This window comes from Pseudomonas sp. EU05-FHT14B02 (assembly GCF_058791055.1).
On sequence record NZ_JBYTDD010000002.1, the window covers coordinates 270,808 to 295,635 of the forward strand.

The following is a 24,828-nucleotide window of genomic DNA, read 5'->3' on the forward strand; positions in this document are numbered from 1 at the left end:
CGCAGCGCAGGGTGCTTCAGGGGAGTGTCACAACCTGACTACAGATTGTGAACCTGAATAATGATTGCGGTTGCCTCCCCGACGTAGGGAAGCAACCGTGACAACCTTTATTTCGTTGTGACAAGGTTTATTTGCTTGTGACAATCTTTATTTGTTGCAGACAGGGGGTTTTTCACCTGTGGATAACTTATTCCACAGTAACTGACTTCGCCAGGTTGCGCGGCTGGTCAACGTCGGTGCCCTTGAGTACGGCAACGTAGTACGACAGCAGTTGCAGCGGGATGGTGTAGAGAATCGGCGACAGGATGTCGTGGATGTGCGGCATGTGCACAACGTGAGTGCCTTCACCGTTGGTCATGCCGGCCTTCTCGTCAGCGAAGACTATCAACTGGCCACCGCGGGCGCGGACTTCCTGAAGGTTGGACTTCAGCTTCTCCAGCAGTTCGTTGTTCGGCGCCACGGTCACCACTGGCATGTCGTTATCCACAAGCGCCAACGGGCCATGTTTCAGCTCACCGGCCGGATAGGCTTCAGCGTGGATGTAGGAGATTTCCTTGAGCTTGAGTGCCCCTTCCATCGCCACCGGAAACTGCGCGCCACGGCCGAGGAACAGCGTGTGGTGTTTCTCCGCGAACAGCTCGGAGATTTTTTCCACGGTGCCGTCCATGGCCAGCGCCTCGCCCAGACGGGTCGGCAAACGACGCAACTCTTCGACCAACGTCGCTTCGACACCTTTGGCCAAGGTGCCACGAACCTGGCCCAGGGAAAGCGTCAGCAACAACAGGCCAACCAATTGCGTGGTGAAGGCTTTGGTCGAAGCCACACCGATTTCGCGTCCGGCCTGGGTCAACAGGGTCAGATCGGACTCACGCACCAAGGAGCTGATGCCGACGTTACAGATCGCCAGGCTGGCCAGGAAGCCCAGTTCCTTGGCGTTGCGCAGCGCGGCCAGGGTGTCGGCGGTTTCACCGGACTGAGAAATAGTCACGAACAAGGTGTCCGGCTGCACCACCACCTTGCGGTAGCGGAATTCGCTGGCGACTTCGACCTGGCAAGGAATGCCGGCCAACTCTTCGAGCCAGTAACGCGCGACCATGCCGGCGTGGTAACTGGTGCCACACGCGACGATCTGTACGTTACGCACTTTGGCGAACAGTTCCGCAGCCTGTGGGCCGAATGCCTGTACCAGTACCTGGTTCTGGCTCAGGCGACCTTCCAGGGTGCGCTGCACCACGGACGGTTGCTCGTGGATTTCCTTGAGCATGAAGTGGCGGAACTCACCCTTTTCAGCGGCTTCGGCGCCGTCGCGATACTGCACGGCTTCGCGCTCGACAGACTGGCCGTCAACGTCCCAGATCTGCACGCTGTCGCGGCGGATTTCGGCAATATCGCCTTCTTCCAGGTACATGAAACGGTCGGTGACCTGACGCAGGGCCAACTGGTCGGATGCCAGGAAGTTTTCCCCAAGGCCCAGGCCGATTACCAGCGGACTGCCGCTGCGGGCTGCGACCAGGCGATCCGGCTGCTGTGCGCTGATCACTGCCAGGCCGTAAGCACCGTGCAATTCTTTGACGGTCGCCTTGAGGGCCATGGTCAGATCGCGCAGATCCTTGAGTTTGTGGTTCAGCAGGTGGGAGATGACTTCAGTGTCGGTGTCCGAGGTGAACACATAGCCCAAGGCCTTGAGTTGTGCACGCAGGGCTTCGTGGTTTTCGATGATGCCGTTGTGCACCACCGCCAGGTCACCGGAGAAATGCGGGTGGGCATTGCGCTCGCACGGTGCACCGTGGGTGGCCCAACGCGTGTGGGCAATGCCCAGGCGACCGACCAGCGGCTCGGTGGCCAACGCCTGCTCCAGCTCACTGACCTTGCCCGGACGACGCAGGCGCTCGAGTTTTTCATCGTTGGTGTAGACCGCCACGCCAGCGCTGTCATACCCACGGTATTCGAGGCGTTTCAGGCCTTCGACGAGGATGGCGGTGATGTTACGTTCTGCGACTGCGCCGACTATTCCACACATGCTATTTCTCCTGACTGACAGCCGCGCAAATCAAAGTGATACCGCGGGCCTGAATCTGATCGCGAGCCTCAAGGGGCAGGCGTTCATCGGTAATAATGGTATGGACACTGCTCCATGGCAGCTCCAGGTTTGGAATCTTGCGGCCGATCTTGTCGGCCTCCACCATCACGACTACTTCGCGGGCGACTTCGGCCATGACCCGGCTCAGCCCGAGCAGCTCGTTGAAGGTGGTTGTACCGCGAACCAGATCGATGCCATCAGCGCCGATAAACAGCTGGTCGAAGTCGTAGGAGCGCAGTACCTGCTCGGCAACCTGCCCCTGAAAGGACTCGGAATGCGGGTCCCAGGTGCCACCGGTCATCAACAGCACCGGTTCGTGCTCAAGTTCGCTCAGGGCATTGGCAACATGCAGTGAGTTGGTCATCACCACCAGACCGGGTTGCTGTCCGAGTTCCGGGATCATGGAAGCGGTGGTGCTGCCACTGTCGATAATGATGCGCGCATGCTCGCGAATTCGCGCGACGGCGGCACGGGCGATGGCTTGTTTGTATTTGGAAACCGGCTGACCAATGTCGGCCACCAGTTCCTGAGGCAGGGTGATCGCCCCGCCATAACGACGCAGCAATAGGCCATTGCTTTCAAGCGCCGCCAGATCCTTGCGAATCGTAACTTCCGACGTTTCGAAGCGCTTGGCCAACTCATCCACACTGACTTCGCCCTGCTGATTGAGCAAGGCGAGGATGTTGTGACGACGCTGAGGTGTGTTGCGCTTTGACATGAACTAGCAAGTTTCGTTTCGAAAGATAGCGGAAGCAATCAAAACCTATCAGCGAAACTTCGTCAAGCACCATGCGATAAAAAGAGCTGTGGATAACCTGTAGGAGCGAGCTTGCTCGCGATGGACGTGAACGATGATGCATTTTTTCTGGAAAAATGCGCCGCTCTCGAATTCATCGCGAGCAAGCTCGCTCCTACAAGGGAGTTGTGGATAACTCAGCCCTTCTTGATCTTCTCCGGCCGCTTCCAGCCGTCGATGTTCTTCTGGCGAGCACGCCCAATCGCCAACTGGGACTTATCCACAGTCGAGGTAATGGTCGAACCGGCCGCCGTGGTCGCACCAGCCAGGATATCCACAGGCGCTACCAACGAGTTGTTGGAACCAATGAACACATCTTCGCCCAACACGGTTTTCCACTTGTTGGCGCCGTCGTAGTTGCAGGTGATGGTGCCGGCACCAATGTTGGTGCGCGCCCCGACTTCGGCATCGCCCAGGTAAGTCAGGTGACCGGCCTTTGCACCTTCGCCCAGGTGAGCGTTTTTCAACTCGACGAAGTTACCCACATGTGCCCGGGCTTCCAGCACGGTACCTGGACGCAGACGCGCAAACGGGCCGGCATCGCTGCTTTCACCCAGAATGGCACCTTCGATATGGCTGTTGGCCTTGATGACCACGCCTTTGCGCAGGGTGCTGTCCTTGATCACGCAGTTCGGGCCGATCACCACGTCATCTTCAATGACCACCTTGCCTTCGAGGATCACGTTGATGTCGATCAGCACGTCGCGCCCGACCGTCACTTCGCCACGAACATCGAACCGAGCCGGGTCGCGCAACGTCACACCTTGAGCCATCAAACGACGACCGGCGCGCAATTGATAATGCCGTTCAAGTTCGGAAAGCTGCTTGCGGTCATTGGCGCCCTGCACTTCCATGGCGTCGTGCGGTTGCTCGGTGGCCACCACCAGACCATCGCTCACTGCCATGGCAATGATATCGGTCAGGTAGTACTCGCCCTGGGCGTTATTGTTGGAGAGACGGCTCATCCAGTCGCCGAGACGGGCAAAAGGCAGCGCCAGAATGCCGGTATTGCCTTCGGTGATCTGGCGTTGGGCTTCATTGGCATCTTTCTGCTCGACAATGGCGGCAACCTTGCCAGCGCCATCACGAACGATACGGCCGTAACCGGTCGGATCATCCAGTTCGACGGTCAGCAGGCCCAATTGCTCTGGACCCACCTGCTTGAGCAGGCGCTGCAGAGTTTCGACCTCAATCAACGGCACATCACCATAGAGCACCAGCACGGTGTCGGACTGAATGAATGGCACGGCTTGAGCAACGGCGTGGCCGGTACCCAACTGTTTATCCTGCAGGACGAAGTTCAGGTCATCCGCCGCCAGGCGTTCGCGCACCGCATCGGCACCATGACCGATCACGACGTGAATGCGCTGTGGATCAAGTTGCCGGGCGCTGTGGATAACATGGCCGAGCATGGAGTTGCCGGCAATCGGGTGCAAAACTTTCGGCAAAGCAGAACGCATACGCGTGCCTTGGCCAGCAGCGAGAATAACGATTTCAAGAGACATGACTGGCTACCAATCCTGGGTGGTCAGCGGCTGCGACCGGGTTGTAAAAATCGGAAAAGAAAAAAGGGTAGCCGAGGCTACCCTTTTTAATCAATCACACAACAAGTGCAGCCTTAGTGGCCGAACTTCTTGCGGATCTGCTGGACGGTGCGCAGCTGAGCTGCAGCCTCGGCCAGACGTGCGGCAGCAGAACCGTAATCGAATTCTGCGCCACGTTCATGCAAGGCCTTCTCGGCTGCCTTAACGGCTTCCTGAGCGGAGGCTTCATCCAGGTCGGCAGCACGTTGCACGGTGTCGGCAAGAACCTTGACCATGTTCGGCTGAACCTCGAGGAAACCACCGGAGATGTAATACACCTCCTCTTCCCCGCCCTGCTTGACCAGGCGGATCGGACCTGGCTTCAGATTAGTGATCAGCGGCGCGTGACCCAGAGCGATACCAAGATCACCCAGTGCACCGTGCGCAATCACCATCTCGACCAGACCGGAAAAGATTTCTCCTTCCGCGCTGACGATATCGCAATGGACTGTCATAGCCATCTGATTGCCTCAACCTAAATTAGCGCCCGTTGCCGGGCGCCGGGATTACAGTTTCTTGGCTTTCTCGATCGCTTCTTCGATGCCGCCAACCATGTAGAACGCTTGTTCTGGCAGGTGGTCGTAGTCACCGTTGAGGATGCCTTTGAAGCCAGCAATGGTGTCTTTCAGGGAAACGTATTTACCCGATGCACCGGTGAAGACTTCAGCCACGAAGAACGGCTGCGACAAGAAGCGCTGGATCTTACGAGCACGGTTTACCAACTGCTTGTCGGCTTCCGACAGCTCGTCCATACCCAGGATCGCAATGATGTCCTTCAGTTCTTTGTAACGCTGCAGAACGTACTGAACGCCGCGAGCGGTGTCGTAGTGGTCCTGGCCGATTACGTTCGGGTCCAGCTGGCGCGAAGTCGAGTCGAGTGGATCGACCGCTGGGTAGATACCCAGGGAAGCGATGTCACGGGACAGAACGACGGTAGCGTCCAAGTGGGCGAAGGTGGTCGCTGGCGACGGGTCGGTCAAGTCATCCGCAGGTACGTATACCGCTTGGATCGAAGTGATCGAACCTTCCTTGGTCGAAGTGATACGTTCTTGCAGAACGCCCATCTCTTCAGCCAGGGTCGGCTGGTAACCTACTGCCGAAGGCATACGGCCCAGCAGTGCGGATACTTCAGTACCGGCCAGGGTGTAACGGTAGATGTTGTCGACGAACAGCAGAACGTCGTTACCTTCGTCACGGAACTTCTCGGCCATGGTCAGGCCGGTCAGTGCTACGCGCAGACGGTTACCCGGCGGCTCGTTCATCTGACCGTAAACCAGTGCCACTTTGTCCAGAACGTTGGAGTCCTTCATCTCGTGGTAGAAGTCGTTACCCTCACGAGTACGCTCACCCACACCGGCGAACACGGAATAACCGCTGTGCTCGATGGCGATGTTACGGATCAATTCCATCATGTTTACGGTTTTGCCTACACCGGCACCACCGAACAGACCGACTTTACCGCCTTTGGCGAACGGGCAAACCAGGTCGATAACCTTGATGCCGGTTTCCAGCAGGTCGTTGCCGCCTGCTTGTTCAGCGAACGAAGGCGCTGGACGGTGAATGCCCCAACGCTCTTCAGTGGCGATAGGGCCAGCTTCGTCGATCGGGTTGCCCAGAACGTCCATGATCCGGCCCAGAGTCGCTTTACCGACCGGTACGGAAATGGCTGCGCCAGAGTCGGTAACTTCCAGACCGCGCTTCAGGCCTTCGGTGGAACCCATCGCAATGGTACGAACCACGCCGTCGCCCAGCTGCTGCTGAACTTCCAGAGTGGTCCCGGCCGCGCTTTGTACTGTCAGCGCGTTGTAGATGCTCGGTACGCTGTCGCGTGGAAATTCCACGTCGATAACGGCGCCGATGATTTGAACGATACGTCCGCTACTCATAGCTGGATCCTCTGAATATTTGAACCGTTAAACCGCGGCAGCGCCGCCGACGATTTCCGAGATCTCTTGGGTGATCGCAGCCTGACGCGCCTTGTTGTAGACCAGCTGCAAATCGCTGATCAAATCACCGGCGTTGTCGGTAGCGTTCTTCATCGCGATCATGCGCGCAGCTTGTTCAGCCGCGTTGTTCTCGACCACCGCCTGGTAGACCTGCGACTCCACGTAACGGACCATCAAGCCGTCGAGCAGCTCCTTGGCATCCGGTTCGTAGAGATAGTCCCAGTGGTGCTTGAGGTCTTGATCCGGGGTTGCCACCAGTGGAATCAACTGCTCCACGGTAGGCTGTTGCGTCATGGTGTTGATGAACTTGTTGGACACCACGGACAGGCGGTCAATACGGCCGTCCAGGTAGGCATCCAGCATCACCTTGACGCTGCCGATCAGATCATTGATCGACGGCTCTTCACCCAGGTGGCTGATAGCTGCAACGACGTTACCGCCGAAGTTGCGGAAAAAGGCCGCACCCTTGCTACCAACGACACACAGATCGATCTCGACGCCGTTTTCGCGGTTTACCGCCATGTCCTTGACCAGGGCCTTGAACAGGTTGGTGTTCAAGCCGCCGCACAGACCACGGTCACTGCTCACTACGACATAACCAACACGCTTGATTTCGCGGTCGATCATGAACGGGTGGCGGTATTCCGGGTTGGCGTTGGCCAGATGCCCAATTACCTGGCGGATACGCTCCGCATAAGGACGGCTAGCAGCCATGCGCATTTGTGCCTTGCGCATTTTGCTGACCGCCACTTTTTCCATGGCGCTGGTAATCTTTTGCGTGCTTTTGATGCTCGCAATCTTACTGCGAATCTCTTTTGCGCCTGCCATGTAACACCTATCAGGTTAGCAAGCGGGAGCCTTGCGGCTCCCGCTGCGGCTTACCAGGTTTGGGTGGCCTTGAACTTCTCGATACCGGCTTTCATGCCAGCGTCGATTTCGTCATTGAAGTCACCTTTCACGTTGATCTTCGCCATCAAATCGGCGTGATCGCGGTTGAAGAAAGCAATCAGCGCTTGCTCGAAGCTGCCGATCTTGGCGATTTCAACGTCAGTCAGGAACCCACGCTCAGCGGCATACAGCGACAGCGCCATGTCAGCGATCGACATTGGTGCGTATTGCTTCTGCTTCATCAGCTCGGTAACGCGCTGACCATGCTCAAGTTGCTTACGGGTCGCTTCGTCCAGGTCAGAAGCGAACTGGGCGAATGCCGCCAGTTCACGGTACTGAGCCAGGGCGGTACGGATACCACCGGACAGCTTCTTGATGATCTTGGTCTGAGCGGCACCACCCACACGGGATACCGAAACACCGGCGTTCACTGCAGGACGGATGCCCGAGTTGAACATGGCCGATTCCAGGAAGATCTGACCGTCGGTGATGGAAATCACGTTGGTCGGAACGAACGCGGAAACGTCGCCAGCCTGGGTTTCGATGATCGGCAGTGCGGTCAGGGAACCGGTTTTGCCGGTCACTGCGCCGTTGGTGAACTTCTCTACGTATTCTTCCGAAACGCGGGATGCGCGCTCCAGCAGACGGGAGTGGAGATAGAACACGTCGCCTGGGTAAGCTTCACGGCCTGGTGGACGGCGCAGCAGCAGGGAAATCTGGCGGTAAGCCACAGCTTGCTTGGACAGATCGTCATAAACGATCAGCGCGTCTTCACCGCGGTCGCGGAAGAATTCACCCATGGTGCAACCGGAGTACGGTGCCAGGAATTGCAGCGCAGGAGATTCCGAAGCACTGGCAGCCACGATGATCGTGTTGGCCAGGGCGCCGTTTTCTTCCAGCTTGCGAACCACGTTGGCGATGGTCGATTGTTTCTGACCGATTGCTACGTAGACGCAGAAAATGCCGCTGTTCTTCTGATTGATGATCGCGTCGATCGCCAGAGCGGTTTTACCGATCTGACGGTCACCGATGATCAGCTCACGCTGGCCACGGCCGACAGGAATCATGGCATCGACAGCCTTGTAGCCAGTCTGTACAGGCTGGTCTACCGACTTACGCCAGATCACGCCTGGAGCAACTTTCTCGACCGCGTCGGTCTCGGTGTTGCCCAGTGGACCTTTGCCGTCAACAGGGTTACCCAGTGCATCGACTACGCGACCCAGCAGTTCCTTACCAACCGGAACTTCCAGGATGCGGCCAGTGCACTTGGCGCTCATGCCTTCAGCCAGAGACTGGTATGCGCCCAATACAACGGCACCTACGGAGTCTTGCTCCAGGTTGAGGGCCATACCGAAGACGCCGCCCGGAAACTCGATCATCTCGCCGTACATTACGTCGGCCAGACCGTGAATCCGCACGATACCGTCAGATACGCTGACGACAGTGCCTTCGTTACGGGCTTGGGAGGTCACATCGAGCTTGTCGATGCGGCCCTTGATAATTTCACTTATTTCGGAAGGATTGAGTTGCTGCATTGCTCTGCTGCCCCTTCAAACTCAAGATTTCAATGCTTCGGCAAGTTTCGCGATTTTGCCGCGAATCGAGCCATCGATAACCAGGTCGCCGGCGCGGATGACGACACCACCAATAAGGGCAGCGTCCTCCGCAACTTGCAGGCGCACTTCCCGGTTGAGTCGTGCACTGAGAACCTTGGCGAGTTTGTCTTGCTGTTCTTGGTTCAATGCGAAAGCACTGGTGACTTCAACGTCTACCGACTTCTCTTGTTCGGCCTTGTACAGGTCGAACAGAGCGGCGATCTCCGGCAACAGCGGGAGACGGTCGTTTTCGGCAACGACGTGGATGAAGTTCTGTGCCTTGGCATCAAACTTGTCGCCGCACACGTCAATAAACGTGGCGGCCTTTTCTGCGCTCGTCAGTCGCGGGGCCTTGAGCACGCGCTGCATGGTGTCGTCTTCCGACACCGCTGCAGCCAGGCCGAGCATGGCTGACCAATTGGCCAGTTGCTGGTGGGCCTGAGCGTGCTCGAAGGCCGCCTTAGCGTAAGGTCGGGCCAACGTGGTCAGTTCTGCCATGATCGCCCTCGCTTAGATTTCAGCAGCCAGTTGGTTAACCAGCTCTGCGTGCGCGTTTTGATCGATTGTGGCACCCAGGATCTTCTCGGCGCCGCCGACTGCCAGCAAGCCCACTTGGGCACGCAGCGCGTCTTTGACACTGTTCAGTTCCTGTTCGATCTCGGCCTGAGCCTGAACCTTCACACGGTCAGCGTCGACACGGGCCTTTTCAACAGCCTCTTCGACAATCTGGTTACCGCGTTTCTTGGCTTGCTCGATGATTTCAGCTGCCTGAGCTTTCGCTTCGCGCAGTTGGTGACCCGCTTTTTCTTGGGCCAACTCCAGGTCGCGAGCTGCACGGCTGGCAGCGTCCAGACCATCAGCGATCTTCTTTTGACGTTCGTGCAGTGCCGCGATGACCGGAGGCCATACGAACTTCATGCAGAACAGTACAAAAATCAGGAACGCAACGGACTGGCCAATCAGGGTCGCATTAATGTTCACGCCAACACCTCGCAGTTACGTTGTCCATCACACCAAATTACCCGGAAGATCCGAGTAATTAGCCAGCGATTTGACCAACGAACGGGTTCGCAAAGGTGAAGAACAGAGCGATACCAACACCGATCATGGTTACGGCGTCGAGCAGACCGGCAACGATGAACATTTTAACTTGCAGCATTGGAACCATTTCTGGCTGACGCGCTGCGCCTTCCAGGAACTTGCCGCCCAGCAGGCCGAAACCAATTGCGGTACCCAGTGCGCCCAGGCCGATCAACAGTGCAACAGCGATAGCGGTTAGACCAACTACAGTTTCCATCTTTCCTCCCGACTTTTACGTCGTATGGTTTAGGTTTTTTAGATTAAAGCGGTAAAACAAATCGTTTCAGATGCCCCGTAAGGAGCACCTTCCCGTTTTACCGGGAAGGACATCAGACTAGTCGAGACTGGCCTTAATGGTTTTCTTCGTGCGCCATCGACAGGTAGACGATGGTCAACATCATGAAGATGAACGCCTGCAGGGTGATGATCAGGATGTGGAACACAGCCCACGCCCACTGCAGAACAACGCCCAGGCCACTAAGCCAGAGCAGACCGCTGCCGAACATCACAGCAATCAGAATGAAGACCAACTCGCCGGCGTACATGTTGCCGAACAGACGCAGAGCCAGGGAGATCGGCTTGGCGATCAGGGTTACGAATTCCAGCAGGAAGTTCACCGGGATCAGCAGGGCCTGAACGAAAATGTTCTTGCTGCCGAACGGGTGCAGGGTCAGTTCGCCAATGAAGCCGCCGAGACCCTTGACCTTGATGCTGTAGAAAATGATCAGTGCGAAAACCGAGAACGCCATGCCCAGGGTCGCGTTAGGGTCGGTGGTCGACACGGCGCGGAACGGGATGTGTGCATCGCCGGAGATCATGATGGCCAGTTGAGGAATCCAGTCGACCGGTACCAGGTCGACGGCGTTCATCAGGAACACCCAGACGAAGATGGTCAGTGCCAGCGGTGCAATCACCGGGCTACGGCCATGGAAGCTGTCTTTCACGCTGCCATCGACGAATTCGACCAATACTTCAACGAAGTTCTGCAAAGCACCAGGCTGACCGGAAGTCGCTTTCTTGGCCGCCATGCGGAAAAGAAGAACGAAAATCAGACCCAATGCGACCGACCAGCCGAGAGTATCGACGTGGAAAGCCCAGAAGCCCATTTCCTTGGCTTCTGCTGCGGTGTGGGCAAAGCCCCAGCCGCCGGTAGGGTGCTGACCGAAGGTCAGGTTCTGCAAGTGGTGCTGGATATAGCCCGAAGCGGTTGTTTCTGCCATGGTTGCCTCAAACGCCCTAAGGTCTCGAAAGTCTTGTTCTCATCAGCAGGGGAGCGAACCAGCTGACCGACTGAGTCAGCACGAAGGCACCGAATACTGCAATCGGCGCCAGTGGCTTCACACCTGCAAACACCAGTGCAAACAGCACTGCCGTCAAAATCAGTTTGCCTGCCTCGCCGGCATAAAAAGACCGGACGATGGACTGGGCTGCTCGGGCGCCGGAAAACCGAAATGCCCTGTGAGCGAAATAAACATTGGGTAGCAAGGCTATCAGGCCTCCGCAGAGTCCCGAGTACCCGGCAACGACTCCATATCGGTACCAGAGCGCCAAAGCGGCGATCAGCAACACGACAAATTGAGCCATTAACACCGGAAAAACTGCCAGGCGATGGAAGGGCAAGCGGTTTGGCGTGCGGGTTTCCATCACTTTTACTCTCCAATGGTCGGCTGCCGAAATTCAATAACTTGGCATAATTTGTGCCGACAAAATGCGCGCAGAGTATAGGGGCGGTTCTGCCCCTATTCAACTGTCAGGTAGTGATTTCCGACTGCACGCTACATGAGGAAATGTTTCAGCGGATATGTGCAAGTACGCCTTGAAGCTCATCCAGTGAGTTGTAGCCAATCACCAACTGCCCTTTACCCTTCTTACCGTGGCGGATCTGCACCGCAGAGCCTAGGCGCTCGGCCAGGCGCTGTTCGAGACGGGCGATATCCGGATCCGGTTTTGTCGGTTCAACAGGCTCCGGTTTGCCACTCAACCACTGGCGAACCAGTGCCTCGGTTTGGCGCACGGTCAGCCCGCGTGCGACAACATGTCGCGCCCCTTCAACCTGTTGAATTTCCGGTAAACCGAGCAAAGCACGGGCATGACCCATTTCCAGGTCACCGTGGGACAACATGGTCTTGATGACTTCCGGCAAGGAAATCAGGCGCAACAGGTTGGCCACGGTCACTCGGGACTTGCCCACAGCTTCGGCCACCTGCTGCTGGGTCAGCTGGAACTCCTGCTGCAAACGCTGCAGGGCCACCGCTTCTTCGATCGGGTTCAGGTCTTCGCGCTGGATGTTCTCGATCAGCGCGATGGCGATCGCGGTTTCATCGGGCACATCGCGAACCATCGCCGGGATCGTTTCCTGCCCGGCTTGCTGGCTGGCGCGCCAGCGGCGTTCGCCGGCAATGATTTCAAAGCGGCCGCCGCCGATCGGGCGAACCACTATGGGCTGCATGACGCCCTGGGCCTTGATCGATTGCGCCAGCTCTTCGAGCGCCTGCGGATCCATGTCACGACGCGGCTGGTACTTGCCGCGCTGGAGCAGATCCAGGGGGAGATGTTGCAGCTCACGCAGATCGGCTTGCGCCGCTTGTTCTTCCAGCGAGCTGACAGTCGGACCACTCAACAGAGCATCCAGTCCACGTCCGAGACCTCGTTTCTTGACGGCCATGGGGATTCCTTAAGTTGCCTGAGCAGCAGCGATGCGTGAGTTTTTGCGTTGACGACGAACCATTTCGCCCGCCAATGCCAGGTAGGCAACGGCGCCTCGCGACGCTTTGTCGTATGCCAGCGCCGGCATGCCGTAGCTTGGCGCTTCGGCTAGACGGATATTGCGCGGAATGACGGTGTCGTAGAGCTGCTCGCCAAAGTGTTCCTTGAGCTGCGCCGAGACATCGTTCATCAAGCTCAGACGCGGGTCGTACATCGTACGCAGCAGGCCTTCGACCTTGAGGTTCGGGTTCAGCAGTTCAGAGATACGCTTGATGTTATCCACAAGGTCGCTCAAGCCTTCGAGTGCAAAGTACTCGCACTGCATGGGGATAATGACCCCATCAGCGGCAACCAGTGCGTTCAAGGTCAACATCGACAGCGACGGCGGACAGTCGATCAGGATGTAATCGTAGTTTTCCCGGATCGGCGCCAACGCGCTGCGCAGGCGGCTTTCCTTCATCTGCATTTCCAGCAGCACCACTTCGGCCGCGGTGAGATCGCGGTTGGCCGGCAACAACTGGTAACCACCGTGTTCGGAGAAGTGCATGGCCTGGGCCAGATCACATTCTCCGATCAGCAGGTCGTAGACCGAGTTTTCCAGGCCATGTTTATCCACACCGCTCCCCATGGTGGCGTTGCCCTGTGGATCAAGATCGATCAACAGCACCCTGCGCTTGGTCGCGACCAGGGATGCTGCGAGGTTGATGCAGGTGGTGGTTTTGCCCACGCCACCCTTTTGGTTCGCAATCGCGAATACCTTAGCCATTCTTGCTTGTGTTCCCAATCATGCCGTGCGGCGCAGTATCAGCAGATGGCGTTGGCCTTGGCAACCAGGTACGGCCAGGGCGTGTTCGCTATCGAGGTGGAAGTCTGCCGGCAATGCTACCAGCTCATCGGCCGGATGAACGCCCTTCATTGCCAGCCAGCGTGTTTCGCTATCGCCGAGGTGGCGCGTCCAATTGCTGAAGTTCTCCATGCTGCTGAACGCCCGGGAAATGATTCCGTTGAAAGGCTGTGCAGGCTGGAAGGCTTCGACGCGACTGTGGATAACTTGCAGGTTATCCAGTTTGAGTTCGAGTTTGACCTGGGTCAGGAAGCGGGTTTTCTTGCCGTTGCTGTCCAGGCAGGTCACCTGGGACTCGGGAAACAGGATCGCCAGCGGAATGCCAGGCATGCCGCCGCCGCTGCCGACGTCGAGCCAGCGACCGTTTTCGATGAACGACATCACGCTCAGGCTATCGAGCAAGTGGCGGGAGACCATCTCATCCGGATCGCGTACTGCGGTCAGGTTGTAAGCCTTGTTCCATTTTATCAACAGGGCCAGATAACCCAGCAGCTGCGCGTGCTGGATTTCTGTCAGCGTGACACCGAGCTGGCGAGCACCTGTGGATAACTCTTCTGCGTGTTGCGAGGTGACCAACGAACTCAAGCGCTTTGCTCCAACTGACGGCCCGCGCCGCGTTTTTTCAAATGAATCATCAACAGCGAAATGGCTGCCGGCGTAACGCCCGGTATGCGCGAGGCCTGGCCCAAGGTTTCTGGACGAGTCGCGCCGAGCTTGCTCTGGATCTCCTTGGAGAGACCGGAAATATTCGTGTAATCGATATCCACAGGCAGTTTGGTGTCTTCGCTGGCTCGCAGGCGAGCGATTTCGTCCTGCTGACGATCGATGTAACCGGCGTATTTGGTCTTGATTTCAACCTGCTCGGCAACCTGTGGATCTTCTGCGCCGCCACCGGTGACGGCGATCAGACCAGCGTAGTCGATTTCCGGACGGCTCAAGAGGTTGAGCAGGTTGTATTCGTGAGTCAGTGGCGTGCCGAATTTTTCGGCAATGGCATCGCCCTGTTCGGTACCAGGGCGTACCCAGGTACTTTTCAGGCGCTGCTCTTCCAGTTCGATGCTTTCGCGTTTTTTGCAGAAAGCCGCCCAGCGCACGTCATCCACCAGACCCAGTTCGCGACCTTTTTCGGTCAAGCGCAGGTCGGCGTTGTCTTCGCGCAGGATCAAGCGATATTCGGCACGTGAGGTGAACATCCGGTACGGCTCTTGGGTACCGAGGGTTATCAGGTCGTCGACCAACACGCCGATATAGGCTTCGTCGCGACGCGGGCACCAGGCCTCTTTGCCTTGCGCACGCAGTGCAGCGTTGGTCCCGGCGAGCAAACCCTGGGCACCGGCTTCTTCGTAACCGGTTGTGCCGTTGATTTGCCCGGCGAAGAACAAGCCGCCGATGACTTTGGTTTCCAGGCTGTATTTCAAATCCCGTGGATCGAAGTAGTCGTACTCGATCGCGTAGCCCGGACGCACGATGTGCGCGTTTTCCATGCCGCGGATCGATTGCACGATCTGCAATTGCACGTCGAACGGCAAGCTTGTGGATATACCGTTCGGATACAGCTCATGGGTGGTCAAACCTTCCGGTTCGATAAACACCTGATGGCTTTCCTTGTCGGCGAAGCGATGGATCTTGTCTTCGATCGACGGGCAATAACGCGGGCCGATCCCTTCGATCTCACCGGCAGCTGAATACATCGGCGAACGGTCGAGGTTCGCGGCAATGATTTCGTGGGTGCGCGCATTCGTGTGTGTAATCCAGCAGCTGACTTGCTTCGGATGCTGCTCTTTTGACCCCATGAACGACATCACCGGGATCGGCGTATCACCCGGTTGCTCGGACATCACCGAAAAATCCACAGACCGACCGTCGATACGTGGCGGAGTACCGGTTTTCAAACGACCCACCCGCAATGGCAGTTCACGCAGACGGTGAGCCAGCGCGATCGATGGCGGATCACCGGCGCGACCGCCGGAAAAATTCTGCAAACCGATGTGGATAAGTCCACCGAGGAACGTACCGGTGGTCAACACCACGGAATCAGCGAAGAAACGCAGGCCCATTTGGGTGACAACACCACGGACCTGTTCCTGCTCGACGATCAGATCGTCAGCGGCCTGTTGAAATATCCACAGGTTCGGCTGGTTCTCCAGGATTTCGCGGACAGCTGCCTTGTACAGAACCCGGTCTGCCTGCGCGCGGGTTGCTCGCACGGCCGGGCCTTTGCGGCTGTTCAACACGCGAAACTGGATACCGCCTTTATCGGTAGCCATGGCCATCGCGCCGCCGAGGGCGTCGATTTCCTTGACCAGGTGGCTTTTGCCGATCCCGCCAATGGCCGGGTTGCAACTCATGGCACCGAGGGTTTCCACGTTATGCGTCAGCAATAGGGTTTTAACCCCCATACGTGCTGAGGCCAGTGCTGCCTCGGTACCGGCATGACCGCCGCCGATGACGATCACTTCAAAACGGGAAGGGAAATCCACCACGCACCTCGTGCCTGCTTAAGTAGGTAATTCAGGAATAGTTTGAGCTCAGGTTTTTGGACCTGGTCGACAAGTATAGGGACTTCGCCCTTCCTAAAGAACCCTTTGCACAAAATTTAACCAGCTGTGGACAAGTCGGAGTTATAGAAATTAAAAAGAAAGAAATTTATTAAATCTTTGTTTTTATGTTTATTTCTATGCACCTACCTTTCTGTGGATATATTGCTATAGCCCTTTATTTTCAATGTGTACAGAGATTCAAAACCCTGTGTTCATGTGCCAATGAGGCCCTTGGATAACCGGTTTAAACCTGTGGATGAAAGGGGTGGTTATCCACAGGGGCGGTTATGTCCAGTTTTCGAGCCCTGTTATCAACTGACCTTAGCCGCGGTTATTCACAGGGCTTAATCCACAGAAAAGTGCCATTCGCTCGAAATTCGGGTGCAGGAATTCCGCTCAAGCAGACGAAGTCCGCTCGGCACTGGAAGTTTTTCAGAAAAGGAGAGAACAGACAGGCACGAATGGCCTGTCTGTGAATAACAGGAGGGCTACTTACCGATACAGAAGCTGGAAAAAATCCGCCCCAGCAGGTCATCGGAACTGAAAGCACCGGTGATTTCACCCAGCGACTGCTGAGCCTGGCGCAAATCCTCGGCCAACAACTCACCAGCACCGGCCAGGGTCAATTGGGTACGGCCATGCTCGAGGGCCGCACTGGCATGACGTAGCGCCTCAAGGTGTCGCCGGCGAGCGCTGAAGCTGCTTTCGGACGTTTGTTCATAGCCCATGCAGGCCTTGAGGTGATCACGCAGCAGCTCCAGCCCGACACCACCCGACCTGGCGCTCAGGCTGATGGTGACATGGCCGTCCTGGCTGACCTCCAGCGCAATGGCTTCGCCCGTAAGATCGGCTTTGTTGCGGATCAGGGTGACTTTCGCGGGATCGGGACGGATTTCGAGAAACTCCGGCCAGAGTGCGAAAGGATCGAGGGCTTCCGGTGCAGTGGCATCAACCACCAACAGTACCCGATCGGCTTCGCCGATAGCTTTCAAGGCACGCTCGACGCCGATTTTTTCCACATGATCATCGGTATCGCGCAGACCGGCGGTATCCACGACGTGCAGCGGCATGCCATCGATGTGGATATGTTCGCGAAGCACGTCACGGGTCGTGCCGGCAATTTCGGTCACGATCGCCGCTTCACGCCCGGCGAGGGCATTGAGCAAGCTGGATTTGCCGGCATTCGGACGACCGGCAATGACAACGGTCATACCGTCACGCAGCAAGGCGCCCTGCCCGGCTTCGCGCATGACGGTGGATAACTCGTCGCGCACCTTGTCGAGCATGCTCAGGACGTGGCCATCGGCGAGGAAGTCGATTTCCTCTTCCGGGAAATCGATGGCCGCTTCGACATAGATTCGCAGGCCGATCAGTTGCTCGGTGAGGTTATGCACACGTGACGAAAAAGCCCCCTGCAGGGAGCGCAACGCGTTTCGCGCAGCCTGGGCAGAACTGGCTTCAATCAGGTCGGCAATGGCTTCGGCCTGGGCGAGGTCCAGTTTGTCATTGAGGAAGGCGCGCTCACTGAATTCCCCCGGCCGGGCGAGACGGCAACCCAGTTCCAGGCAGCGCTTGAGCAACATATCCAGAACAATCGGACCGCCATGGCCTTGCAGCTCCAGCACATCTTCACCTGTGAACGAGTTCGGGCCGGGGAAATACAGGGCAATGCCCTGGTCCAGCACCTCGTCGTTTTCACTGAAAAACGGACCGTAGTGGGCAAATCGCGGCTTGAGCTCGCGACCGCTGAAGGCCTTGGCCGCAACGCTGGCCAACGGCCCGGAAATACGTACGATGCCTACACCGCCGCGACCTTGAGCAGTGGCGACGGCTGCGATGGTTTCGCGAGGAACGCTCATAAACCGGTATCCAGACAAAAGTGACAGATAGCAAAACGCCCCACTAGGGGGCGTTTTGAGTGGTTATCCACAGTGTAAATCAGGCAGCTGCTTTAGCGGCCGCTTCGATTTTACGCGTGATGTACCACTGTTGTGCGATGGACAGCACGTTGTTTACAACCCAGTACAGCACCAGACCGGCCGGGAACCACAGGAAGAAGAAGGTGAAGATGATTGGCATCAGCTTCATCACCTTGGCCTGCATCGGATCCGGAGGAGTCGGGTTCAGCTGCTGCTGGATGAACATGGTTGCACCCATGATGATCGGCAGGATGAAGAACGGATCCTTGATCGACAGGTCAGTAATCCACAGCATGAACGGCGCCTGACGCATCTCGACGCTTTCCAGCAGAACCCAGTACAGCGAGAGGAAAACTGGCATCTGCACCAGGATTGGCAAGCAACCACCCAGCGGATTGATCTTCTCTTTCTTGTACAGCTCCATCATGGCTTGCGACATTTTCTGCCGGTCATCGCCATGTTGTTCTTTCAGCGCGGCCAGTTTCGGTGCCACTGCACGCATGCGCGCCATGGATTTGTAGCTGGCAGCCGACAGCGGGAAGAAGATCCCTTTGATCAGCATGGTCAGGAAGATGATCGACCAGCCCCAGTTACCCACAATGGCGTGGATATGTTGCAGCAACCAGAAGATCGGTTGGGCGATGAACCACAGAATGCCGTAGTCGACAGTCAGTTCCAGACCTGGGGACAACTCTTTCAGTACGGCCTGGCTTTTCGGGCCTGCGTACAGAACAGCGCTGGTTTCAGCCTTGGCACCCGGTGCAACACTCATCGATGGGCCGGTATAGCCGATGATGTAGTTGCCTTTGCTGTCTTTACGGGTCTGGACGACGTTGTTTTCGCCCTTGGCCGGAATCCATGCGGTCACGAAGTAGTGCTGCAACCAGGCAACCCAACCGCCGGTGACGGTTTCTTTAACCGGTGCCTTGTCCATGTCCTTCATGGACACTTTCTTGTACGGCTCGGAACTTGTCCACAGGGCGGCGCCCAGGTAAGTCGCGGTGCCGGTAGCCGTGGTCGACGAAGGGTCGGCGCTGGCGTCGCGCTTCAACTGGGCGAACATCGCACCAGTCCAGGGCTGGGCGCTCTGGTTGTCGATCAGATAGGAAACGGTTACGTCATACAGGCCGCGTTTCAGGGTGAAACGCTTGATGTAGTTGACGCCGTCCTTGCTGAACTTCAGGTCCACGACCAATTGGTCCTGACCATCAGCCAGCTGATAAACCTTCTTCTCCGAGGAATAAACCGGACGACCGGCCGGATTTGCATCCGGACCGTTGGTGCCGATCAGACCGCTTTGCGCCAGATAAGTACGTTCGCCGCCGTTATCGAACAGCTGGAACGGAATTTCCGGGTGATCCTGACGACGCGGATACAGCGGCAGGGTCAGCTGGGCAACATCGCCACCTTGTGGGTCGACAGCCAGGTCCAGTACATCCGTTTTGATCTGGATGAGGTCCTTGCTCACAGCCACCGGCGTTTCGGCAGGTGCGCTGGTGTCGCTTGCAGCACGTGGAATGTCGTCACTGGCGGAAGCGTTGGAGCCAGATGCCGTATCCGGCAGGCCCGATGCAGTCGTATTGGTGGCAACATTCTGAGTCGGCAGGGCAGCCTGGCCATAGTCCTGGTTCCATTTAAGAACCATAACGTAGGACACGATTGCCAGGGCGACGATCAGGATCGTGCGTTTGATATCCATGATTACTCGGCCATCGAAGAAGAACGGGAGGTAGGGATAGGTGGAACCGGGTCATAACCACCGGGATTCCACGGATGACAGCGACCTAAACGACGAAAGGTCAGCCAGCCACCGCGAAGAAGGCCATGATTTTCGATGGCTTCTAACGCGTAGCAGGAACAACTGGGGTAGAAACGACAGTGACTGGCCATCAGGGGACTAATGGCATAGCGATAAAACTGGATCGGAACGAGTGCCAGTTTACGCATCTGGACTGTCTACCCCTACAGTTTCGGTTTTGACTGCTGGTACTGGCGAACTGCGAGCCAGTCGTTTCCAGAGTTTGCCGAAATGCTGAATCAATTCGGGGTTTTCTACGTCGCCCAAACCTTTGCGCGCGACGATAACAATGTCCCAGCCGACCAGAGAATCCTGGTTCAGGCGAAACGATTCGCGCATCAGACGTTTGAGGCGATTGCGCTCGACGGAGAGCTTCACGCTCTTTTTCCCGATAACCAACCCGAGACGGGGGTGATCAAGATCGTTGTTGCGCGCAAGGAGCAGGAGATTTTTCCCCGGAACCTTGCCGGTAGGGGAGTCAAAGACTGCCTTGAAATGCCGGGGGGTAAGCAGACGCTTTTCCCGACTGAAGTCCTGACTCACCTCCAGTGCCGGATTATCAAACTGCCAGACGCGCACGACCTTTGGCGCGACGACGCGACAGGACGGCACGACCGTTCTTGGTAGCCATGCGAGCACGGAAACCGTGGGTACGAGCGCGTTTGATAGTGCTTGGTTGGAAAGTACGTTTCATTGTCGTGTTACCTGGTTCGTCCACAACGGGCCGGAATGGCCCCCGTTTTAAGAGACCGGGGATTCTAGAGAAAGCAAGCCTTCAGGTCAATTTCCAACCAGCGTTTCCTTATAAATAGATCTCCAGAGGCTTTTCGGCGTTTGCACCTTGCGTAGATATAAAAATAAGAAAGGAAAGTATTTAAAGCTTTTCTGTAAAGCTTATAAAAGCTAGGGTCGCACTCTTCTGTGGATAACTCGATTCAGACCTTGTTTTACCTGATGTATAGAGAATGACAACTACAGTGGAAAACAGTGTTCAGCCTGTGCTGCGCTGTCGGATAACCTGTGTGTGAAAGGTCACCTTATCCACAGGCCGGTTATCCACTGAGTTTCGCCCCCACTTGTGCAATGACCTTAACCCCGGTTATCCACAGAGCTTATGCACAGACCACTTGTCGCCTTTTTTGAGAAGGAAACGGTGATTCTTCTTGGTCTATGAGCCACCTTCGTGTGGATAAGTCGGCGTCTGGTCGCTACAATGGCCGCTTGTTTTTGCCTCACCGGCTTTCAACTTAGGGGATATCCGTGTCAGTGGAACTTTGGCAGCAGTGCGTGGAGCTTCTGCGCGATGAGCTGCCTGCCCAACAATTCAACACTTGGATCCGTCCACTACAGGTCGAAGCCGAAGGCGACGAGTTGCGTGTCTATGCGCCCAATCGTTTTGTACTGGACTGGGTCAACGAAAAATACTTGGGGCGTGTTCTCGAATTGCTCGATGAGCACGGCAATGGCATGGCGCCTGCGCTTTCCTTATTAATAGGCAGCAAACGCAGTTCAGCACCCCGTGCTGCGCCCAATGCTCCCCTGGCCGCCGCGGCTTCCCAGGCCCTGGCTGTTCAAGCGCCTGCCAGTCCGCCGCCGGCACCTGCCCCTGCGTCGACCAAGCGTACGACGCAAAAAGTGGCCGAGGTCACCGAGGAAGAACCTTCCCGTGACAGCTTCGACCCGATGGCTGGTGCCAGTTCGCAACAGGCACCTGTGCGCGCCGAGCAACGTACCGTGCAGGTCGAAGGTGCGCTCAAGCACACCAGTTACCTGAACCGCACTTTTACCTTCGAGAATTTCGTTGAAGGTAAATCCAACCAGCTGGCGCGCGCCGCCGCCTGGCAGGTGGCTGACAACCCCAAGCACGGTTACAACCCGCTCTTCCTTTATGGTGGCGTCGGCCTGGGTAAAACCCACTTGATGCACGCTGTGGGTAACCATCTATTAAAGAAGAACCCGAATGCCAAGGTCGTATACCTGCATTCCGAGCGTTTCGTGGCGGACATGGTCAAGGCCCTGCAACTGAACGCGATCAACGAGTTCAAACGCTTCTACCGTTCGGTGGATGCGTTGTTGATCGATGACATTCAGTTCTTCGCCCGCAAGGAACGTTCGCAGGAAGAGTTTTTCCACACCTTCAACGCCCTGCTCGAAGGTGGCCAGCAAGTCATTCTCACCAGTGACCGCTACCCGAAGGAAATCGAAGGCCTTGAAGAGCGCCTCAAATCCCGCTTTGGCTGGGGCCTGACCGTAGCGGTCGAGCCGCCGGAGCTGGAAACCCGCGTGGCGATCCTGATGAAGAAGGCCGATCAGGCCAAAGTCGAGTTGCCTCACGACGCCGCGTTCTTCATTGCCCAACGCATTCGCTCCAACGTCCGTGAGCTGGAAGGCGCGCTCAAGCGTGTGATCGCCCACTCGCACTTCATGGGCCGCGATATCACCATCGAGCTGATTCGCGAATCCCTTAAGGACTTGTTGGCGTTGCAGGATAAACTGGTCTCTGTGGATAACATTCAGCGCACGGTCGCCGAGTACTACAAGATCAAGATTTCCGACTTGCTGTCCAAACGCCGTTCGCGTTCGGTAGCTCGTCCGCGTCAGGTCGCCATGGCGTTGTCCAAGGAACTGACCAACCACAGCTTGCCGGAGATCGGCGATGTGTTTGGCGGTCGCGACCATACAACGGTCTTGCACGCGTGCCGCAAGATCAACGAACTTAAGGAATCCGACGCGGACATCCGCGAGGACTACAAGAACCTGCTGCGTACGCTGACCACTTGATGAACACCAGCGCAGCTTATTAAGGCAAGGGACTAGACCATGCATTTCACCATTCAACGCGAAGCCCTGTTGAAACCCCTGCAACTGGTCGCAGGCGTCGTCGAACGCCGACAGACCTTGCCGGTACTTTCCAACGTGCTGCTGGTAGTCGAAGGCCAGCAATTGTCGCTGACCGGTACCGACCTGGAAGTCGAGCTGGTTGGTCGTGTTCAACTCGAAGAGCCGGCGGATCCGGGTTCCATCACCGTGCCGGCGCGCAAGCTGATGGACATCTGCAAAAGCCTGCCGAACGATGCGCTGATCGACATCAAGGTCGACGAGCAGAAGCTTGTGGTCAAGGCTGGCCGCAGCCGCTTCACCCTGTCGACACTGCCGGCCAACGACTTCCCTACTGTGGAAGAAGGCCCGGGTTCGCTGACCTGCAGTCTGGAGCAAAGCAAGCTGCGTCGTCTGATCGAACGCACCAGCTTCGCCATGGCCCAGCAGGACGTGCGTTACTACCTCAACGGCATGCTGCTGGAAGTCTCTGCTGGCGTCATCCGCGCCGTAGCCACCGACGGTCACCGTCTGGCCATGTGCTCGATGCAGGCCGACATCGGCCAGCCGGATCGTCACCAGGTCATCGTGCCGCGCAAAGGTATCCTCGAACTGGCACGCCTGCTCACCGAGCCGGACGGCAATGTCAGCATCGTGCTGGGCCAGCACCACATCCGTGCCACCACCGGTGAATTCACGTTCACCTCGAAGCTGGTCGACGGCAAATTCCCGGACTACGAACGCGTTCTGCCAAAAGGCGGTGACAAGCTGGTTCTTGGCGATCGCCAGGCTCTGCGCGAAGCGTTCAGCCGTACCGCGATTCTGTCCAACGAGAAGTACCGTGGTATCCGTCTGCAACTGGCCAGCGGTCAGTTGAAGATCCAGGCGAACAACCCGGAGCAGGAAGAAGCGGAAGAAGAAGTGGGCGTTGAATACAACGGAGGCTCTCTGGAAATCGGCTTCAACGTGAGCTACCTGCTCGACGTACTGGGCGTGATGACCACCGAGCAGGTTCGTCTGATCCTGTCCGACTCCAACAGCAGCGCGCTGGTGCAGGAATCGGATAACGACGACTCGGCCTACGTTGTCATGCCGATGCGTCTGTAATCATGTTCAGCAGAAGCTAGATGTCCTTAAGTCGCGTCTCGGTCACCGCGGTGCGCAATCTGCACCCGGTGACCTTCTCCCCCTCCCCCCGCATCAATATTCTTTACGGCGCCAACGGCAGCGGCAAAACCAGTGTTCTGGAAGCCATCCATCTGCTGGGGCTTGCCCGTTCGTTTCGCAGCACCCGTCTGTTGCCGGTCATTCAATACGAACAGCTTGCCTGTACGGTATTTGGCCAGGTTGAACTGGCGGAGGGTGGGCATAGCGCCTTGGGCATATCACGGGATCGCCAAGGGGAATTCCAGATCCGTATCGATGGGCAGAATGCGCGCAGCGCCGCGCAACTGGCCGAGATCTTGCCACTGCAACTGATCAATCCGGATAGCTTTCGATTGCTGGAAGGCGCACCGAAGATTCGCCGGCAGTTTCTCGACTGGGGTGTGTTCCACGTGGAACCGCGTTTCATGTCAACCTGGCAGCGCTTGCAGAAGGCCCTGCGCCAGAGAAACTCTTGGCTGCGGCATGGTACACTTGACGCCGTTTCGCAAGCGGTTTGGGACAGGGAACTGTGCCAGGCCAGCGCTGAAATTGATGAATACCGCCGCGCTTATATCAAAGCCTTGAAACCAGTCTTTGAACAAACCTTGAGCGAACTGGTTGAGCTTGAAGGCTTGACGCTCAGCTATTACCGCGGCTGGGACAAGGACCGTGAACTGAGTGCTGTGCTCGCCGGGTCTCTTCAGCGAGACCAGCAAATGGGGCATACCCAGGCCGGACCACAACGTGCTGATTTGCGTCTCAGACTGGGCGCGCACAACGCCGCGGACATCTTGTCCCGTGGCCAGCAGAAGTTGGTGGTTTGCGCATTACGGATTGCCCAGGGGCACTTGGTCAGCCAGGCTCGACGCGGTCAGTGTATTTATCTGGTGGATGACTTGCCGTCCGAGCTGGACGAGCACCACCGTCGCGCGCTTTGCCGCTTGTTGGAAGACTTACGCTGCCAGGTATTTATCACCTGTGTAGATCACGAATTATTGAGGGAAGGCTGGCAGACGGAAACGCCAGTCGCTCTGTTCCACGTGGAACAGGGCCGTATCACCCAGACCCACGACCATCGGGAGTGAAGGCA

The 24,828-nt window shown here is 57.1% G+C and carries 24 protein-coding genes; 3 read left to right on the top strand and 21 right to left on the bottom strand.

The annotated features are described in order from the left end of the window. Nucleotides 1–187: 187 nt before the first annotated feature. The 21 genes from glmS to rpmH all read right to left on the bottom strand — a co-directional run bounded on the left by glmS (nt 188) and on the right by rpmH (nt 20,469). On the bottom strand, nt 188–2,020 hold the full coding sequence (gene glmS, locus AC3WTM_RS03135) for a glutamine--fructose-6-phosphate transaminase (isomerizing) (protein ID WP_102669479.1): 1,833 nt from the start codon (nt 2,018–2,020) through the stop codon (nt 188–190). A gap of 1 nt (nt 2,021) precedes the next feature. Then, a complete protein-coding gene (locus AC3WTM_RS03140; RefSeq protein ID WP_057712664.1) occupies nt 2,022–2,798 on the bottom strand; it encodes a DeoR family transcriptional regulator in 777 nt (258 codons plus the stop codon). A gap of 215 nt (nt 2,799–3,013) precedes the next feature. Continuing rightward, nucleotides 3,014–4,381, bottom strand: coding sequence for a bifunctional UDP-N-acetylglucosamine diphosphorylase/glucosamine-1-phosphate N-acetyltransferase GlmU (gene glmU / locus AC3WTM_RS03145; protein ID WP_102669480.1), 1,368 nt, complete (start codon nt 4,379–4,381; stop codon nt 3,014–3,016). 113 nt (nt 4,382–4,494) lie between these two features. Next, nucleotides 4,495–4,920, bottom strand: a complete 426-nt coding sequence (locus tag AC3WTM_RS03150) for a F0F1 ATP synthase subunit epsilon (RefSeq protein ID WP_007969909.1) — start codon at nt 4,918–4,920, stop codon at nt 4,495–4,497. Nucleotides 4,921–4,965: 45 nt separating this feature from the next. Continuing rightward, nucleotides 4,966–6,345, bottom strand: a complete 1,380-nt coding sequence (atpD, locus tag AC3WTM_RS03155) for a F0F1 ATP synthase subunit beta (RefSeq protein WP_008002330.1) — start codon at nt 6,343–6,345, stop codon at nt 4,966–4,968. Between the two features lie 27 nt (nt 6,346–6,372). Beyond that, complete coding sequence (gene atpG / locus AC3WTM_RS03160) at nt 6,373–7,233, bottom strand: F0F1 ATP synthase subunit gamma (protein WP_008045673.1); 861 nt, start codon at nt 7,231–7,233, stop codon at nt 6,373–6,375. Nucleotides 7,234–7,283: 50 nt separating this feature from the next. Next, nucleotides 7,284–8,828, bottom strand: a complete 1,545-nt coding sequence (gene atpA / locus AC3WTM_RS03165; RefSeq protein WP_030132553.1) for a F0F1 ATP synthase subunit alpha — start codon at nt 8,826–8,828, stop codon at nt 7,284–7,286. Nucleotides 8,829–8,849: 21 nt separating this feature from the next. Further along, entirely contained in the window at nt 8,850–9,386 is a 537-nt protein-coding gene (locus tag AC3WTM_RS03170; protein ID WP_008045680.1) for a F0F1 ATP synthase subunit delta, read from the bottom strand. A 12-nt stretch (nt 9,387–9,398) separates the two neighbouring features. Beyond that, nucleotides 9,399–9,869 carry a F0F1 ATP synthase subunit B gene (locus AC3WTM_RS03175; protein ID WP_008045681.1) on the bottom strand — a complete coding sequence of 157 codons (471 nt, stop codon included), beginning with the start codon at nt 9,867–9,869 and terminating at the stop codon, nt 9,399–9,401. Between the two features lie 58 nt (nt 9,870–9,927). Continuing rightward, complete coding sequence (gene atpE / locus AC3WTM_RS03180; RefSeq protein ID WP_003097235.1) at nt 9,928–10,185, bottom strand: F0F1 ATP synthase subunit C; 258 nt, start codon at nt 10,183–10,185, stop codon at nt 9,928–9,930. 133 nt (nt 10,186–10,318) lie between these two features. Next, on the bottom strand, nt 10,319–11,188 hold the full coding sequence (atpB, locus tag AC3WTM_RS03185; RefSeq protein ID WP_095194534.1) for a F0F1 ATP synthase subunit A: 870 nt from the start codon (nt 11,186–11,188) through the stop codon (nt 10,319–10,321). A 16-nt stretch (nt 11,189–11,204) separates the two neighbouring features. Continuing rightward, nucleotides 11,205–11,612 carry a F0F1 ATP synthase subunit I gene (locus tag AC3WTM_RS03190; protein WP_008045685.1) on the bottom strand — a complete coding sequence of 136 codons (408 nt, stop codon included), beginning with the start codon at nt 11,610–11,612 and terminating at the stop codon, nt 11,205–11,207. Nucleotides 11,613–11,760: 148 nt separating this feature from the next. Further along, nucleotides 11,761–12,633, bottom strand: coding sequence for a ParB/RepB/Spo0J family partition protein (locus AC3WTM_RS03195; protein WP_102669481.1), 873 nt, complete (start codon nt 12,631–12,633; stop codon nt 11,761–11,763). 9 nt (nt 12,634–12,642) lie between these two features. Beyond that, a complete protein-coding gene (locus AC3WTM_RS03200) occupies nt 12,643–13,440 on the bottom strand; it encodes a ParA family protein (protein WP_046038783.1) in 798 nt (265 codons plus the stop codon). 18 nt (nt 13,441–13,458) lie between these two features. After that, complete coding sequence (gene rsmG, locus AC3WTM_RS03205; protein WP_102669482.1) at nt 13,459–14,103, bottom strand: 16S rRNA (guanine(527)-N(7))-methyltransferase RsmG; 645 nt, start codon at nt 14,101–14,103, stop codon at nt 13,459–13,461. Further along, nucleotides 14,100–15,998: a tRNA uridine-5-carboxymethylaminomethyl(34) synthesis enzyme MnmG gene (gene mnmG, locus AC3WTM_RS03210; protein ID WP_057712658.1), complete on the bottom strand. Its 1,899-nt coding sequence runs from the start codon at nt 15,996–15,998 to the stop codon at nt 14,100–14,102. Before mnmG ends, rsmG begins: the two co-directional genes overlap by 4 nt. Nucleotides 15,999–16,546: 548 nt before the next feature. Then, complete coding sequence (gene mnmE / locus AC3WTM_RS03215) at nt 16,547–17,917, bottom strand: tRNA uridine-5-carboxymethylaminomethyl(34) synthesis GTPase MnmE (RefSeq protein ID WP_102669483.1); 1,371 nt, start codon at nt 17,915–17,917, stop codon at nt 16,547–16,549. A 79-nt stretch (nt 17,918–17,996) separates the two neighbouring features. After that, entirely contained in the window at nt 17,997–19,676 is a 1,680-nt protein-coding gene (yidC, locus tag AC3WTM_RS03220; RefSeq protein ID WP_102669484.1) for a membrane protein insertase YidC, read from the bottom strand. Between the two features lie 2 nt (nt 19,677–19,678). After that, nucleotides 19,679–19,924 carry a membrane protein insertion efficiency factor YidD gene (gene yidD, locus AC3WTM_RS03225; RefSeq protein WP_010207715.1) on the bottom strand — a complete coding sequence of 82 codons (246 nt, stop codon included), beginning with the start codon at nt 19,922–19,924 and terminating at the stop codon, nt 19,679–19,681. After that, on the bottom strand, nt 19,917–20,318 hold the full coding sequence (rnpA, locus tag AC3WTM_RS03230) for a ribonuclease P protein component (protein ID WP_015097448.1): 402 nt from the start codon (nt 20,316–20,318) through the stop codon (nt 19,917–19,919). Before rnpA ends, yidD begins: the two co-directional genes overlap by 8 nt. 16 nt (nt 20,319–20,334) lie before the next feature. Continuing rightward, on the bottom strand, nt 20,335–20,469 hold the full coding sequence (rpmH, locus tag AC3WTM_RS03235) for a 50S ribosomal protein L34 (RefSeq protein WP_003213577.1): 135 nt from the start codon (nt 20,467–20,469) through the stop codon (nt 20,335–20,337). Nucleotides 20,470–21,035: 566 nt separating this feature from the next. Here rpmH and dnaA point away from each other — a divergent pair. From dnaA to recF, 3 genes are read left to right on the top strand one after another with little or no spacing between them, the layout of a single operon-like run. Then, the gene (dnaA, locus tag AC3WTM_RS03240) at nt 21,036–22,556 is read left to right on the top strand and encodes a chromosomal replication initiator protein DnaA (RefSeq protein WP_102669485.1); all 1,521 of its coding nucleotides are present in this window, start codon (nt 21,036–21,038) and stop codon (nt 22,554–22,556) included. A 39-nt stretch (nt 22,557–22,595) separates the two neighbouring features. Continuing rightward, entirely contained in the window at nt 22,596–23,699 is a 1,104-nt protein-coding gene (gene dnaN / locus AC3WTM_RS03245; protein ID WP_007969885.1) for a DNA polymerase III subunit beta, read from the top strand. 20 nt (nt 23,700–23,719) lie between these two features. Continuing rightward, entirely contained in the window at nt 23,720–24,823 is a 1,104-nt protein-coding gene (gene recF / locus AC3WTM_RS03250; RefSeq protein WP_007969883.1) for a DNA replication/repair protein RecF, read from the top strand. Nucleotides 24,824–24,828 lie beyond the last annotated feature (5 nt).

Excerpts from the sequence above, each read along its gene's own strand:
- glmS (WP_102669479.1), bottom strand. The coding sequence starts at position 2,020 with ATGTGTGGAATAGTCGGCGCAGTCGCAGAACGTAACATCACCGCCATC.
- AC3WTM_RS03140 (WP_057712664.1), bottom strand. The coding sequence starts at position 2,798 with ATGTCAAAGCGCAACACACCTCAGCGTCGTCACAACATCCTCGCCTTG.
- glmU (WP_102669480.1), bottom strand. The coding sequence starts at position 4,381 with ATGTCTCTTGAAATCGTTATTCTCGCTGCTGGCCAAGGCACGCGTATG.
- AC3WTM_RS03150 (WP_007969909.1), bottom strand. The coding sequence starts at position 4,920 with ATGGCTATGACAGTCCATTGCGATATCGTCAGCGCGGAAGGAGAAATC.
- atpD (WP_008002330.1), bottom strand. The coding sequence starts at position 6,345 with ATGAGTAGCGGACGTATCGTTCAAATCATCGGCGCCGTTATCGACGTG.
- atpG (WP_008045673.1), bottom strand. The coding sequence starts at position 7,233 with ATGGCAGGCGCAAAAGAGATTCGCAGTAAGATTGCGAGCATCAAAAGC.
- atpA (WP_030132553.1), bottom strand. The coding sequence starts at position 8,828 with ATGCAGCAACTCAATCCTTCCGAAATAAGTGAAATTATCAAGGGCCGC.
- AC3WTM_RS03170 (WP_008045680.1), bottom strand. The coding sequence starts at position 9,386 with ATGGCAGAACTGACCACGTTGGCCCGACCTTACGCTAAGGCGGCCTTC.
- atpE (WP_003097235.1), bottom strand. The coding sequence starts at position 10,185 with ATGGAAACTGTAGTTGGTCTAACCGCTATCGCTGTTGCACTGTTGATC.
- atpB (WP_095194534.1), bottom strand. The coding sequence starts at position 11,188 with ATGGCAGAAACAACCGCTTCGGGCTATATCCAGCACCACTTGCAGAAC.
- AC3WTM_RS03190 (WP_008045685.1), bottom strand. The coding sequence starts at position 11,612 with ATGGAAACCCGCACGCCAAACCGCTTGCCCTTCCATCGCCTGGCAGTT.
- AC3WTM_RS03195 (WP_102669481.1), bottom strand. The coding sequence starts at position 12,633 with ATGGCCGTCAAGAAACGAGGTCTCGGACGTGGACTGGATGCTCTGTTG.
- AC3WTM_RS03200 (WP_046038783.1), bottom strand. The coding sequence starts at position 13,440 with ATGGCTAAGGTATTCGCGATTGCGAACCAAAAGGGTGGCGTGGGCAAA.
- mnmE (WP_102669483.1), bottom strand. The coding sequence starts at position 17,917 with ATGAGCGTTCCTCGCGAAACCATCGCAGCCGTCGCCACTGCTCAAGGT.
- yidC (WP_102669484.1), bottom strand. The coding sequence starts at position 19,676 with ATGGATATCAAACGCACGATCCTGATCGTCGCCCTGGCAATCGTGTCC.
- yidD (WP_010207715.1), bottom strand. The coding sequence starts at position 19,924 with ATGCGTAAACTGGCACTCGTTCCGATCCAGTTTTATCGCTATGCCATT.
- rpmH (WP_003213577.1), bottom strand. The coding sequence starts at position 20,469 with ATGAAACGTACTTTCCAACCAAGCACTATCAAACGCGCTCGTACCCAC.
- dnaN (WP_007969885.1), top strand. The coding sequence starts at position 22,596 with ATGCATTTCACCATTCAACGCGAAGCCCTGTTGAAACCCCTGCAACTG.
- recF (WP_007969883.1), top strand. The coding sequence starts at position 23,720 with ATGTCCTTAAGTCGCGTCTCGGTCACCGCGGTGCGCAATCTGCACCCG.